This is a genomic window from Caulobacter sp. GW822-FHT01G02 (assembly GCF_058802865.1).
Map to the genome: position 1 here is coordinate 561,070 of NZ_JBXAON010000002.1, position 13,310 is coordinate 574,379.

12 protein-coding genes are annotated in these 13,310 nt (G+C 68.5%); 9 read left to right on the forward strand and 3 right to left on the reverse strand.

Translation table 11 applies throughout. The annotated features are described in order from the left end of the window. The first annotated feature begins 3 nt into the window (after nt 1-3). The gene (locus tag AC1RNC_RS08135) at nt 4-465 is read left to right on the forward strand and encodes a type II toxin-antitoxin system RatA family toxin (protein ID WP_492885183.1); all 462 of its coding nucleotides are present in this window, start codon (nt 4-6) and stop codon (nt 463-465) included. 1 nt (nt 466) lies between these two features. On the opposite strand, the gene AC1RNC_RS08140 is transcribed toward AC1RNC_RS08135, so the two are convergent. Genes AC1RNC_RS08140 through AC1RNC_RS08150 form a run of 3 tightly spaced genes read right to left on the reverse strand, consistent with a single transcriptional unit; the run spans nt 467 to nt 3,259 of the window. After that, on the reverse strand, nt 467-1,582 hold the full coding sequence (locus AC1RNC_RS08140) for an FUSC family protein (RefSeq protein WP_492885185.1): 1,116 nt from the start codon (nt 1,580-1,582) through the stop codon (nt 467-469). Further along, nucleotides 1,582-2,073: a CinA family protein gene (locus AC1RNC_RS08145; RefSeq protein ID WP_492885187.1), complete on the reverse strand. Its 492-nt coding sequence runs from the start codon at nt 2,071-2,073 to the stop codon at nt 1,582-1,584. Before AC1RNC_RS08145 ends, AC1RNC_RS08140 begins: the two co-directional genes overlap by 1 nt. Nucleotides 2,074-2,110: 37 nt before the next feature. Beyond that, nucleotides 2,111-3,259 carry a bifunctional 2-C-methyl-D-erythritol 4-phosphate cytidylyltransferase/2-C-methyl-D-erythritol 2,4-cyclodiphosphate synthase gene (locus AC1RNC_RS08150; RefSeq protein ID WP_492885189.1) on the reverse strand — a complete coding sequence of 383 codons (1,149 nt, stop codon included), beginning with the start codon at nt 3,257-3,259 and terminating at the stop codon, nt 2,111-2,113. A gap of 99 nt (nt 3,260-3,358) precedes the next feature. On the opposite strand from AC1RNC_RS08150, the gene dusB reads away from it, so the two are divergent. The 8 genes from dusB to hflX all read left to right on the forward strand — a co-directional run bounded on the left by dusB (nt 3,359) and on the right by hflX (nt 13,304). Then, entirely contained in the window at nt 3,359-4,366 is a 1,008-nt protein-coding gene (dusB, locus tag AC1RNC_RS08155; RefSeq protein ID WP_492885191.1) for a tRNA dihydrouridine synthase DusB, read from the forward strand. Next, entirely contained in the window at nt 4,363-5,493 is a 1,131-nt protein-coding gene (locus tag AC1RNC_RS08160) for a two-component system sensor histidine kinase NtrB (protein ID WP_492885193.1), read from the forward strand. The genes dusB and AC1RNC_RS08160 overlap by 4 nt, the downstream gene beginning before the upstream one ends. Before the next feature lie 2 nt (nt 5,494-5,495). Next, nucleotides 5,496-6,917, forward strand: coding sequence for a sigma 54-interacting transcriptional regulator (locus AC1RNC_RS08165; RefSeq protein WP_492885195.1), 1,422 nt, complete (start codon nt 5,496-5,498; stop codon nt 6,915-6,917). Between the two features lie 124 nt (nt 6,918-7,041). After that, nucleotides 7,042-9,300, forward strand: coding sequence for a sensor histidine kinase NtrY-like (locus tag AC1RNC_RS08170; RefSeq protein ID WP_492885197.1), 2,259 nt, complete (start codon nt 7,042-7,044; stop codon nt 9,298-9,300). Next, nucleotides 9,297-10,685 (forward strand): nitrogen assimilation response regulator NtrX, encoded by a 1,389-nt coding sequence (gene ntrX / locus AC1RNC_RS08175; protein ID WP_492838449.1) that lies wholly within the window; start codon nt 9,297-9,299, stop codon nt 10,683-10,685. The genes AC1RNC_RS08170 and ntrX overlap by 4 nt, the downstream gene beginning before the upstream one ends. Next, entirely contained in the window at nt 10,686-11,549 is an 864-nt protein-coding gene (locus AC1RNC_RS08180; protein WP_492885199.1) for a D-amino-acid transaminase, read from the forward strand. A gap of 156 nt (nt 11,550-11,705) precedes the next feature. Then, on the forward strand, nt 11,706-11,954 hold the full coding sequence (gene hfq, locus AC1RNC_RS08185) for an RNA chaperone Hfq (protein WP_013079113.1): 249 nt from the start codon (nt 11,706-11,708) through the stop codon (nt 11,952-11,954). Nucleotides 11,955-11,966: 12 nt separating this feature from the next. Further along, nucleotides 11,967-13,304: a GTPase HflX gene (gene hflX / locus AC1RNC_RS08190; protein WP_492885201.1), complete on the forward strand. Its 1,338-nt coding sequence runs from the start codon at nt 11,967-11,969 to the stop codon at nt 13,302-13,304. The last annotated feature ends 6 nt before the right edge of the window (nt 13,305-13,310 follow it).

Consider the following 13,310-nt stretch of genomic DNA (forward strand, 5'->3'; position numbering starts at 1 on the left):
GCCGTGCATCGTCACGTGGTCACGCGGGTGCTTCCGTACGCGCCCGAGCAGCTGTTCGAACTGGTTGGCGACGTCGAGGCCTATCCGAAGTTCGTGCCGTGGATCACCGGCATGCGCACCTGGAACGGCCGCGTCGACGGCCCCATCAGCACAGTCGACGCCGAGGCCCAGGTCGGCTTCTCGTTCCTGCGCGAGAAGTTCGCCACCCGCGTCCGCCGCGATCGCGACGCGCTGAGCATCGACGTCAGCCTGCTCTACGGCCCCTTCAAGCGCCTGACTAATGGCTGGCGCTTCGCGCCCGAGGGCGACGCGACCCGCGTCGAGTTCGTGATCGACTTCGCCTTCAAGGCGGCGCTGCTGGACGCCATGCTGGCCGCCAATATCGACAAGGCCGCCAACAAGCTGATCGCCTGCTTCGAGGATCGGGCGAGGCAGATTTACGGCGCAAAGCCCGATCGTTCCTAGCTTAGTCCTTCTTGGCCACGGCTTCCTCGATCCGCTCCTCGAAGTCGCCGAGGTTGCCGAACAGGTTCTCGATCGCGAAGACCAGGCCGAACACCCGCGCGGCGTCGTCGAACTCAAGCCCGCGGGTGAGACCCTTCTGGCGCAAACCCTCGACGCAGGCCTGGAAGGTCTGGTGGACTTCGGCGAAGGCCACGCGGTCCGGACGCGGGCCGCCAGCCAGCAGGTCGGCCGCGCCGCGCAGGAACTTGGCGCTGGCCTCCAGCATGTCGGCGGCGGCCGGCGCCAGCCCCTCGGCCGGCAAGGGCTCGCGCAAGGTGCGGCCGACCATCACCGTGTCGTTGCGCAGCCGCCAAAGCGTGCGTGGAAGGGCGTCTGACACCGATCGCTCGCTGAGTTTGCTGGCGTTCTCGCGATCGGCCTCGGTCATCGACGTCTGCAGCTTGGCCAGCGCCGCGCGCAGGTCGTCCTGGGCCTTGAGATAGTCGGTTGGTCCCGGCGCGCCGCGCAGCATGAGAATATAGCTGTCGAGGATGTGCGCCTGCAGGCCGGCGATCTTCTGGACGCTGGTCACCACCGAGGCGTGGGCGCGGGCCGGGAAGATCAGCAGGGTGGCGGCGACGCCCACCAGGCTGCCGACCGTGATCTCGGCGACCCGCAGGCTGGCGGCGATCAGCGGGTCCATATGGGTCGTCTGGCCGATCAGCATGATCACGGCGGTGACCGGCGCGACCTTCAGCGCCGGCCGCATCGAGACCACGAACGACAGCAGCGCCACCGTGACGCAGAGGATCACGCCGCCGAACTCCGGCCACTTGGCATGGAAATAGGCCGCCACGGCGCCGGCCAGGGCGCCGACGACCGTGCCCATGAAGCGCTCCATCGAGGCGGTGATGGTCGCCCCCAGGCTGGACTGCACCACGATCACGGCGGTGAACACCGCCCAATACCCTTGCGGCAGGCGCAGCAGGGTGGCCAGGGCGAAGGCCGCGCCGACCGCGGCCGACACTCGGATCGCGTGCCGGATTTCGGTCTTGCGGGCCGCCGCGGCCTTCAACGCCTTCTGCGAGAGGCCAGCGCCCGCGAAGCGCCGCCAGTCGCTGGGCGCGGTTTCGGGCACTAGGCCACCGCCTCGCGGAGCATTTCCAGCGCGGTTCGCACCGCCGCCAACTGCACGGCCTCGCGGGTCTCGCCGGCGAAGTGCTCGCGCCTATGGACCACGGAGCGATTGGCGCGAGCCACGGCGAAGTGGACCGTGCCAACCGGCTTCATCGGCGTGCCGCCGCCAGGACCGGCGATGCCGGTGATCGATACAGCGACATGGCCATTGCTCTCGCGCAGAGCGCCCTCGGCCATCATCCGCGCCACCGGCTCGGACACCGCGCCGTGGTCGGCGATCAGGTCGCCCGGCACGCCCAGCATCTCGGACTTGGCGCGGTTGGTGTAGGTCACGAACCCGCGCTCGAAGACGTCGGACGCGCCGGAGATCGAGCAGATCGCCCCGGCCACCAGGCCGCCGGTGCAACTCTCGGCCGACACGAGGCGAAGCGACTTGGCGCGCGCCTCGTCGATCAGCAGCCGGGCCAGGGTCTCGATTTCCAGCGGGAACATCGGCGTCTCCGGATTCGTAGGCCTTAGCTTAGACCGTTCAGGCCGGCGTCTCGACCGCCACGACGGCGGACGCGGCCAAACCCTCGCCACGACCGGTGAAGCCCATCTTCTCGGTCGTGGTCGCCTTGACGCTGACCCGGTCGAGCGGGAGGTCGAGGATCTCGGCCAGCCTCTCACGCATGGCCAACCGATGCGGTTTGATCTTCGGGCGCTCGCAGATCAGGGTCACGTCGACATTGACGATCGCCCCGCCCTTGGCCGCGACCAGCTCGGCGGCGCGCCTGAGGAACTGGTCCGAGGCCGCGCCCTTCCACTTCGGGTCGGTCGGCGGGAAGTGGTCGCCGATGTCGCCTTCGCCGATCGCGCCCAGGATCGCGTCGGTCAGGGCGTGCAGGCCAGCGTCGGCGTCCGAATGTCCGATCAGCGTCTCGTCGTGCTTGATGGCCACGCCGCAAAGCCAGACCTCTTCGCCCGGCCCCCAGCGGTGGGCGTCGAAGCCCTGGCCGACTCGAGTGATGCGCGCCGCGCCGGCGAGCCTTTCAGCCATGGCGAAGTCCTCGGGATAGGTGAGTTTCATCAGAAGCGGGCCGCCCGGCGCGATAGCCACGCGCCCCCCCGCGGCTTCCACCACCTGGGCGTCGTCGGTCGGCTCGTCCCCGGCCCAGGCGGCATAGGCGGCGAGCAGAGTGTCGCGGCGCGCGGCCTGCGGCGTCTGGGCGCGCCAGAGGTGCTCGCGCGAGATCGTCATCAGGTTCTGGCCGGGCTCGCCGCGCTTGAGCGTGTCGGCGACGGGCAGGGCGGGCAAGACCGCGTCGGCGCTCTCGAGCGCCTTCAGCACGCCGTCGATGATCGCGCCGGTCAGGAAGGGGCGGGCGGCGTCGTGGATCAGGACCGCCTCGTCCTGGGGACGATCGGTGAGCGCCGCGAGGCCCGACCGCACCGACAGCGCCCGCGTCGCGCCGCCACGGGCCACACGCCAGCCAGGGAGGCCATTCAGCACCTCTGGGAGCGCGTTTTCGCCGTCTTCGGTCGTTACGATGACGATTTCGGCAGCCCCGGCCGCCAGGAAGGCCTCGACCGACCAGCGCAGAACGGCTTTACCCGCCACGGGACGCCACTGCTTGGCCTGGCCCGGACCGGCTCGGCTTCCCGAACCGGCGGCGACGATCACGGCGGAAAAGGTCATGGCGGCTGTTTAGTCCGGTGGCCGCCGAAGTCTAGTCGATCTGGGCTTTACTGCGCTGCACAATGTGCCTAAAAAGAATGCTGCGGGGATGATCATAAAATGAGCAACACGCTCGAGATCGGCGGGGTCGAAGTTCCCGGTCGGGTGTGGATCGCGCCCATGACCGGGGTTTCGGATCTGCCTTTTAGAGAAACGGCCACGGCGCTCGGCGCGCCTTACGTGGCGACGGAGATGGTGGCCAGCGCGGAGCTCGCGCGGGGGCGGCCGGATGTCGTGCGCCGCGCGGCGGTCGGCGATGGCCTGCCGCTGACCGTGATCCAACTGGTCGGCCGCGACATCGCCTTCATGGCCCAGGGCGCCCGCATGGCGCAGGAGGCCGGGGCCGAGATCATCGATCTGAACTTCGGTTGCCCGGCCAAGGAAGTCACCAAGGGCGTCGCCTGCGGCTCGGCCCTGATGCGCGAGCCTGACCTTGCCGAGGCGCTGGTCGCCGCCGCCGTCAAGGCCGTCGACGTTCCCGTGACGGTGAAGATGCGCCTGGGTTGGGACGTCGATTGCCTGAACGCACCCGATATCGCCCGCCGGGCCGAAGCCGCCGGGGCCAAGGCGATCACGGTTCACGGCCGCACCCGCAACCAATTCTACAAGGGCGTCGCCGACTGGACCGCTGTCGCGGCGGTCAAGAAGGCTGTCTCGGTGCCGGTGCTGGTCAACGGCGACATCATCGACGGCGACAGCGCCCGCATGGCGCTTGAACAATCCGGCGCCGATGGCGTGATGATCGGCCGGGGCGTCTATGGCCGCCCCTGGATAGCCTGCGCGATCGAGGCCGCGCTCGAAGGCAGGGGCTTCGCCGAGCCGGAAGCCGAAGAGCGCCTGGCCATCGCCCTCACTCATTTCCGCCGCAGCCTCGAGTTCTACGGCGAGAAACTGGGCTTGAAGATGTTTCGCAAGCACCTGGCCTCATACATCGAGGCCGCGCCCTGGCCGGAAACGGCCGAGGCGCGCCGGGCCGCTCGCGCGACCCTGTGCCGCTTGGAAGACCCCGCCGCCGTTGAGGTCGCCTTGCGCGATCTCTGGCTGGCGGGCGGGAGATTAGCCGCATGACCGACCACGCCCGCGTATTCGGCGGCCTCACGCCCGAGGCCCTGAAGGCCGCCGCCTTCGATCTCAGCCCCGAGCCCGCCCTGGTGGTGGACCGCGACGGTGGGCTGGTGGCGGTGAACGAGGCCGCCGAGGCTCTGTTCGGACACGGCCTGTCGCTGTTGGCGCGCGGCCGCTTCCGCGCCGCCCTGCCGCCGGGTTCGGTGCTGGTCTCGCTGTTGGACCGTGCGATCTTCGAAGGCGCGCTGGTCCGCGAGCATGGCGTCGAGGTCAACCTGTTCGGCCAGCCGCCGTTCGAGGCCGACGGCGCCGCCGTCCCGCTGGGCGATGGTTCGGTGCTGCTGACCCTGCACGTCAAGGGCGTCCTGGGTGTCGACAAGGCCGCCGATGCGGCCGGCCTGCGCTCGGTCGTGGGCCTGGGCAAGATGTTGGCTCACGAGATCAAGAACCCGCTGGCCGGTATTCGCGGCGCCGCCCAGTTGCTGAAAACCGGCGCCAGCGCCGTCGACCAGCCGCTGGCCCAGCTGATCGTCGATGAGACAGACCGCATCCGCCGCCTGGTCGACCGCATGGAGGCTTTCTCCGAAGCCGCGCCGACGCCGCGCGAGCCGGTCAACATCCACCAGGTGCTGGACCGTGTCCGGGCGCTGGTCGCCAACGGGGTGGCCGACGGCCTGACGCTGAAGGAAAGCTACGACCCGTCGCTGCCGCCTGTGTGGGGCGATGAGGATCACCTGATCCAGGTCTTCCTGAACCTGACCAAGAACGCGGCAGAAGCCGCCCACATGCGGGGTGACGATCGCGGCCAGATCTCGATCCACACCGCCTGGCGCCCCGGCGTCCGTGTGCGCGGCGCCGACGGCAAGACCGCCAGCGGCGCGCCGATCGAGGTGAAGGTGATCGACAACGGACCGGGCGTGCCGGCCAGCCTGCGCGACCACCTGTTCCAGCCCTTCGTGACCACCAAGGCCAATGGCACGGGCCTGGGCCTGGCCCTGGTCACCAAGCTCGTCACCGCCCACGGCGGTCTGATCGATTTCGAGTCCGAGCCCGGCCGCACCGTCTTCCGCGTGCTGCTGCCGGTCGCCCCAGAAATCTCGAACACTGAAACTGCCTTCGGAGACGCCTGAGCATGAACGCCGCGAGCAAGAAGATTCTGATCGCCGACGACGACAGCTCGGTGCGTCTGGTGCTCAGCCAGGCCTTCACCCGCCTCGGCTATCAGGTCCGCGCCACGGGCAACGCCACCACCCTGCTCAAGTGGGTCACGGACGGGGAGGGCGACCTGGTCGTCACCGACGTGATGATGCCGGACGAGAACGTGTTCGATGTGCTGCCGCGCATCCGCAAGGAGCGGCCCAAGCTGCCGATCATCGTGATGAGCGCGCAGAACACCCTGCTGACGGCGGTCAACGCCGCCGACGCCGGGGCGTTCGAATATGTCTCCAAACCCTTCGACCTCGACGACATCACCGCCGCGGCGCGCCGGGCCCTGTCGCGGCCGGCCGACGCCGAGGCCTCCAAGGCCCAAGCCCGCGCCATGCGCGATGAGCGCCTGCCGCTGATCGGCCGCTCGGCGCCGATGCAGGAGGTCTATCGCACCATCGCCCGACTGGTCGGAGCCGACCTGACGGTCCTGATCCTGGGCGAAAGCGGCACCGGCAAGGAGTTGGTCGCCCGCGCTCTGCACGAGCTGGGTCGCCGCCGCGACGGCAAGTTCGTAGTCATCAACCTGGCCGCCGTGCCGCGCGAGCGGGTCGAAACCGAGCTGTTCGGACGCGGGGAGGGCGACAATGGGCGCCTGATAGAGGCTGATGGCGGCACCCTGTTCCTGGACGAGATCGGCGACATGCCGTTGGACGCCCAGACCCGCCTGCTGCGCGTGATCGACGGCACGGAGCCGGTAATCAATCCCAAGACCGGTCGTCGCCCCAACGTGCGGATCATCGCCGCCACCAACCGGGACCTGCGCGGCCTGATCCAGCAGGGTCTGTTCCGCGAGGATCTGTTCTTCCGCCTGAATGTCGCGCCGGTGCGCCTGCCACCGCTGCGCGATCGCGTGGAAGACATCCCGGACCTGGCCCGCACCTTCCTGCTTCGCGCCGCCCGAGAAGGCCTGCCGGCCAAGACGATCGACCAGAGCGCCCTGGACCGCCTGAAGACCCATCCGTGGCCGGGCAATGTCCGCGAGCTTGAGAACCTGATGCGCCGGATGTGCGCCCTCTATGCCGAGGAACTGATCACCGCCCGCATCGTCGACCGCGAACTGCAGGATCACACCCCGGCCGTCCGGTCGGAAGAGGGGCCGCTCACCCTGTCGATGCTGGTCGAACGCCATCTGGCCTCGCACTTCGCCGACCAGCCCGACGGCGTGCCGCCGCCCGGCCTCTACGACCGGATCCTGGAGGAGGTGGAGCGTCCTCTGATCCAGCTGACCCTGTCGGCCACGCGTGGCAACCAGGTGCGGGCCGCCGAGATCCTAGGCCTGAACCGCAACACCCTGCGCAAGAAGATTCAGGACCTGGGCGTGGAGATGACGCGCGGTCGCCGGTAGGGCCTGCTTGAGCAGGCCCTAGTCTCGAAAAGGAGCGGAGCGCGCCGGGCGCACTCCGTGGCGCTGAAGCTTTCTCGGCACATAGCTGTTGAATTTAGGACACACGCTCCTAAACTCCCCGCCGATGTCTTCAGTGGCTTACGCGACGGGATCGGAAGCCCCGCCGACCCGGTTCAGCCGGGCCTGGTGGCGAGAGCTTCTGCGGTCGCGCTACCTGACCGGCGGGGCCTACGCCTTGGCGGTGATCCTGACCGTCGCCAGCGTCGCCCTGGCCTCGTCGCCGCCCAAGACCGATTCGATCAGCACGGCCTCGACGGTCATCCTGGTGGTGCTGGGCTTCAATCTGGTGCTGATCCTGGGCGTGGCCACCGTGGTGGGCCTGCGCCTCTACGACCTGATCGACGCCCGGGCCAGCGACGCCGGCGCCCGTCTGCACCTACGCTTCGTCGGCCTGTTCTCGTTGGCGGCGGTGGCCCCGGCGGTGATCGTGGCGCTGTTCTTCGGGGTGCTGGTCAACCGCGGCGTGGATGGCTGGTTCAGCCAGCGAGTCCAAACCGTGGTCGGCAACTCGGCCAAGGTCGCCATCTCGTATGTCGAGCAGCAGAAGAACTATATCTCCGAGCACATCGGCCCGATGGCGGCCAACCTGAATGAGGCCGCGCCGGCCCTGGCCCATTCGCCGGTGGCGTTCGGGCACTTCCTGGCGGACGAGACCAGGAACAACGGCTTCGCCGCCGCCTACATCCTCGACCGTGACGGCCGCGTCCTGGCCCGGGCCGAACTGCGCGACGCGCCGCCATTCCTGGCGCCGCCACCGTCCAGCTACCAGGCCACCGACAGCGGCGAGGTCACCGCCCAGCGCTTCGTCTCGACCGATCTTTTCCGAGCGCTCTACAAGCTGAACGGCTTCCCGGACGCCTATCTCTATGTCGTCCGGCCAATCGAAAAGGGCATCCTGACCCACCTGATCGAGACCCAGGACGCCCTGGTCTCGTACCGCGACGCCGAACGCAGCCGCGGCCGGATCCAGGCGATCTTCGGCCTCAGTTATCTGGAGACGGCGCTGCTGGTCCTCGTGGCCGCCATCTGGGTGGGGATCGCCGCCGCCAACTCGATCGCCGGCCCGGTGGCGGGCCTGGTCGAGGCGGCGGGCCGCGTCTCGGGCGGCGACCTCGACGCCCGGGTTGAGGCCGACACCGGCCCCGAGGAAATCCGGGCGCTGTCCAACGCCTTCAACATGATGACCAGCGAGCTGCAGTTGCAGCAGGCCGCGCTGAAGGCGGCCAGCCTCGACGCCGAGAGCCGCCGCCTGTTCATCGAAACGGTGCTGTCGGGCGTCAGCGCCGGCGTCGTCAGCCTGGACGAGCACGGCAAGGTCTCGGCGGTGAACCGTCGCGCCGTGACCTTGCTCGGCTTGCCGGAGGGCGCCCTTGGTACCGACCTCATTCAACTGGCGCCCGAGTTCGAGACGGTGATGCAGGCGCTGCAGGAAAGCCGCCCCGACACCGACGTCGAGGTCGATATTCAGCGCGAGGGCGAGACCCGCCGCCTGCGAGTGCGCGCCGCCGGCCACGTGGCCGAGGGGCTCGTTCTGACCTTCGACGACATCACGCGCCTGATGGCCGCCCAGCGCAACGCCGCCTGGAAGGATGTGGCGCGCCGCATCGCCCACGAGATCAAGAACCCGCTGACCCCGATCCAGCTTTCGGCCGAGCGCCTGAGGCGCAAGTATCGCAAGGAGATCGCCAGCGACCTGGAGACCTTCGACCGTTGCACCGAGACGATCATCCGCCAGGTCGGCGATATCGGCCGGATGGTCGACGAGTTCTCGGCCTTCGCCCGGATGCCGGCGCCGCGCTTCGAGCCGGCCAACTTGACCGAGATGCTGCGTCAGGCCGTCTTCGCACAGCGGTTCCAGGACGCCGAGATCGAGGTCAAGCTGCAGGAGCCGGGCGGCGAGGATGTCTGGATCACCTGCGACGAACGGATGATCGGCCAGGTTCTGACCAATATCCTGAAGAACGCCGGCGAGGCGGTCGGCGCGCGCCGGCTGGCCGATCCCGACCTGAAGGGCCGGATCACCGCGATCCTCAGCTCGGACGCCGACGAGCTGTGCGTGACGATCGAGGACAACGGCGTCGGCCTGCCCGCCAAGGACCGTGATCGCCTCACCGAACCTTATGTGACTACCCGCGAGAAGGGGACGGGCCTGGGCCTGGCCATCGTCAAGCGGATCATGGAGGACCACGGCGGCGGCCTGGCCCTGACCGACGCCCGCGAGCTTCCCGGAGCCCGCGTGATCCTGAAATTCCCGACGACCGTACGACTGCACGCCACGGCCCCCAATTATGCGGACCAGAGTGGCGCCGAGGAGATGATATGAGCGCCGACGTTCTTGTGGTCGATGACGAAGCCGATATCCGCGAGCTGGTGGCCGGCATCCTCGAGGATGAGGGCTATGCCGTGCGTACGGCCGCCGATTCCGACCAGGCCCTGGCCGCGATCCGGGCCCGCAAGCCAGCCCTGCTGGTCCTGGACATCTGGATGCAGGGCGGCGGCATGGATGGCCTGGAATTGCTGGACATGGTCAAGGGACTGGACGCCGACCTGCCGGTGATCATGATCTCGGGGCACGGCAATATCGAGACCGCGGTCAGCGCCATCAAGCGCGGCGCCTACGAGTTTCTGGAAAAGCCGTTCAAGTCCGACCGGCTGCTGATGATCGTCGAGCGGGCGCTGGAGGCGGCGGGCCTGCGCCGCGAGAACCGCCGGCTGCGGACCCAGACCTTGACGCCGGACGGCCTGATCGGCAAGTCGGCGCCGGCCCAGGCCCTGCGCCAGCTGATCCTCAAGGTCGCGCCGGCCAACAGCCGCATCCTGGTCTCCGGCCCGCCCGGCTCGGGCAAGGAACTGGTGGCGCGCCTGATCCACGGCGCCAGCGCCCGCGCCAAGCAGGAGTTCGTCGCCGTCAGCGCCGCGGGCATGGCCCCCGAGCGGCTCGATGTCGAGCTGTTCGGCGAGGAAGGCGAGGGCGGTCGCCCGCGCAAGATCGGCGTGTTCGAACGCGCTCATAACGGCACGCTCTATCTCGACGAAGTCGCCGACATGCCGCGCGAGACGCAAGGTCGCATCCTGCGCGTGCTGGTCGAGCAGCGCTTCCGTCGGGTCGGCGGCGACAACGACGTCCAGGTCGACGTGCGGGTGATCTCGTCCAGCTCGCGGGACCTGCGCGACGAGATCACCAGCGGTCGCTTCCGCGAGGATCTGTTCCACCGCCTGAACGTGGTGCCGGTGCGCGTGCCGGGCCTGGCCGAGCGCCGCGAGGACATCCCCGAACTGATCGCCTATTTCGTCGACAAGATCAGCGAGGCCACCGGCCTGGCGCGCCGCAAGCTGGGCGAGGACGCCCTGGCCACGCTGCAAGTGCAGACCTGGCCCGGCAATGTCCGCCAGTTGCGCAACAACGTGGAGCGCATGCTGATCCTGGCCTCGGGCGAGCCCGGCGAGGTGATCACCGCCGAGATGCTGGCGGGGGCCGATCAGCCCAGCGCTGGCAACGCCGGAGCGATCGGGGCCGAGCGGATCATCGCCCTGCCGCTGCGCGAGGCCCGCGAGCTGTTCGAGCGCGAGTACCTGAACGCCCAGATCCTGCGGTTTGGCGGCAACATCTCGCGCACCGCCAATTTCATCGGCATGGAGCGCTCGGCGCTGCACAGGAAGCTCAAGTCCTTGGGCGTGGCCGGCGCCCGGGCGGAAGAGGAAGAGTAGATGTCGCGTTTCGCCTATGTGAACGGCCGCTTCGTGCGTCACGGCGAGGCCGCCGTGCATATCGAGGATCGCGGCTATCAGCTGGCCGACGGCGTGTACGAGGTCTGGGCCGTGTTCGACGGCAAGCTGGCCGACGCCGAGGGGCACTTCGCCCGCCTGTGGCGCAGTCTCGACGAGTTGCGCATCGCCCATCCCATGAGCCAGGCGGCGCTGACCATGGTCCTGCGCGAGGCCGTGCGTCGCAACAAGGTCAAGGAGGGGCTCTGCTATCTGCAGATCACCCGCGGCGTCGCCAAGCGCGACCATGCCTTCCCGAACCCGGCCGTGTCGCCGGCGATCGTCGTCACCGCCAAGTCGCTGGATCGCGCGGCTACCGAGGCCAAGGCCGCCAAGGGCGCTTCGGTGATCTCGGTCCCCGAGAACCGCTGGGCCCGCTGCGACATCAAGTCGATCGGCCTGCTGCCCAACGTCCTGGCCAAGCAGGCGGCGCGTGAGCGCGGCGCGCTGGAGGCCTGGTTCGTCGACGACATGGGCCTGGTGACCGAGGGCGCATCGTCCAACGCCTGGATCATCGACGCCGAGGGCGCCCTGCGGACCCGCGACACCAACGCCAACATCCTGCGCGGCGTAACCCGTTCGACCCTGCTGGAAGTGATCCGCGAAACCGGCCTGCCCTTCAGCGAGAAGCCGTTCACCATCGCCGAGGCCCAAGCCGCCAAGGAAGCGTTCATCACCGGCGCCGGCTCGCTGGTCACCCCGATCACCCAGATCGACGGCGTCAAGCTGGGCGACGGACAACCGGGGCCGGTGGCGATCGGCCTGCGGCGTTCCTATATGGAGCGAGCGCGCCTGAAATCCGTCTGAGATCGGAGCAATATTCGATCCAAACGTTTTGATGGCGTACGGCCTTGCGGAAATTTTCCCTGCGCGCTTGTCGCTTTCAGCGAAAAATCCTCTAGCATGGCCTTGTTTGTGTGGGGGGCGTGTTGCCCTCCGATAACAACGAGAGGGGAACCCCCGATGTCTGCCGAGAAGAAGCAAAACCTTCAGGACACCTTCCTGAACAGCGTGCGCAAGTCGAAGACGCCGCTCACCATTTTCCTCGTCAACGGCGTGAAGCTGCAGGGCGTGGTCAGCTGGTTCGACAATTTCTGCGTCCTGCTGCGTCGCGACGGTCAGTCGCAACTGGTCTACAAGCACGCCATTTCCACCATCATGCCGGCTCAGCCTGTTCAGCTCTACGAGCCCAGCGCCGACTCCGACGACTGAATTTAGAGACGCTTGTCCAAATCCACATCCAGGTCGATTGACCACGCCGCGCCGATCCTGAAGGCGCTCGTCATCCATCCGGCGCGGCAACTTCGCGGCCAGGCGGCCCTCGAGGCCCGGGATCCCAATGCCCGGCTCGAGGAAGCCGTCGGTCTCGCCACCGCGCTTGATCTCGACGTCGTCGAGACGATGATCGCGCCACTGCGCGCCGTCACGCCCGCCACCTTGTTTGGCAAGGGCAAGGTCGAGGAGTTCGCGGCGATCTGCGAGGTCGAGCACATCGACGTCGCCGTCTTCGACGATCAGCTCACGCCCATCCAACAGCGCAATCTCGAGAAGGCGCTGGGGGTGAAGGTCGTGGACCGCACCGGGCTGATCCTCGAGATCTTCGCCCGCAGGGCCCGGACCCGGGAAGGCCGCCTGCAGGTCGAGCTGGCCAGGCTCGAATACGAACGCTCGCGCCTCGTCCGCACCTGGACCCACCTTGAGCGCCAGCGCGGCGGCACCGGCAATACCGGCGGTCCTGGCGAAACCCAGATCGAACTGGACCGCCGCCTGATCCGCGACAACATCCTCAAGCTCAAGAAGGAGCTGGAGGAGGTGCGCCGGACGCGGACCCTGCACCGCAGCGCCCGCAAGAAAGTCCCGTACCCGACCGTCGCCCTGGTCGGTTACACCAACGCCGGCAAGTCCACGCTGTTCAACCGCCTGACCGAAGCGGAAGTCCTGGCCAAGGACATGCTGTTCGCGACGCTGGACCCGACCCTGCGCACCGTGAAGCTGCCCGACGGGCGGCCGGCGATCATGTCCGACACCGTCGGCTTCATCTCCGACCTGCCGCACGAGTTGGTCGAGGCCTTCCGCGCCACCCTCGAGGAGGTGCAGGAGGCCGACGTGGTTCTGCACGTCCGCGACGTGGCCAATCCCGACAGCGAGGCCCAGGCCCGCGACGTCCAGAGCGTGCTGGCCGAACTGGGCGTGACGTTCGACGAGGGCAAGACCGTCGTCGAGGTCTGGAACAAGATCGACCTGCTGTCCGAAGAGGATCGCGAGGTCATTGAGGGCCAGGCCCGGCGCAAGGAGGCCTCGACGGTGTCGGCCGTCACCGGCGAGGGTTGCGAGGCCCTGCTGCGCCGGATCAGCGGCCTGATCGACGACTCCCCGCCGGTCGAGATCCAGCTGAAGGCCCAGGACGGCCAGGCCATCGCCTGGATCTACCGCAACGGCCGGGTGCTGAACCGCTACGACGGTCCGGACGGCGACGTCACCATCGTCACCCGGCTCGACAGCCAGGCGCTGGGGCGGTTCGAGCGACAGTACCCCGGCGCCCTCGTGGGGACGATCGACTAGAAGGCG

Bases quoted from the DNA above. Each gene is read 5' to 3' on its own strand.
- ntrX (WP_492838449.1), top strand. From the start codon at position 9,297: ATGAGCGCCGACGTTCTTGTGGTCGATGACGAAGCCGATATCCGCGAG.
- AC1RNC_RS08160 (WP_492885193.1), top strand. From the start codon at position 4,363: ATGACCGACCACGCCCGCGTATTCGGCGGCCTCACGCCCGAGGCCCTG.
- AC1RNC_RS08150 (WP_492885189.1), bottom strand. From the start codon at position 3,259: ATGACCTTTTCCGCCGTGATCGTCGCCGCCGGTTCGGGAAGCCGAGCC.
- dusB (WP_492885191.1), top strand. From the start codon at position 3,359: ATGAGCAACACGCTCGAGATCGGCGGGGTCGAAGTTCCCGGTCGGGTG.
- hfq (WP_013079113.1), top strand. From the start codon at position 11,706: ATGTCTGCCGAGAAGAAGCAAAACCTTCAGGACACCTTCCTGAACAGC.
- AC1RNC_RS08165 (WP_492885195.1), top strand. From the start codon at position 5,496: ATGAACGCCGCGAGCAAGAAGATTCTGATCGCCGACGACGACAGCTCG.
- AC1RNC_RS08180 (WP_492885199.1), top strand. From the start codon at position 10,686: ATGTCGCGTTTCGCCTATGTGAACGGCCGCTTCGTGCGTCACGGCGAG.
- AC1RNC_RS08145 (WP_492885187.1), bottom strand. From the start codon at position 2,073: ATGTTCCCGCTGGAAATCGAGACCCTGGCCCGGCTGCTGATCGACGAG.
- AC1RNC_RS08170 (WP_492885197.1), top strand. From the start codon at position 7,042: ATGTCTTCAGTGGCTTACGCGACGGGATCGGAAGCCCCGCCGACCCGG.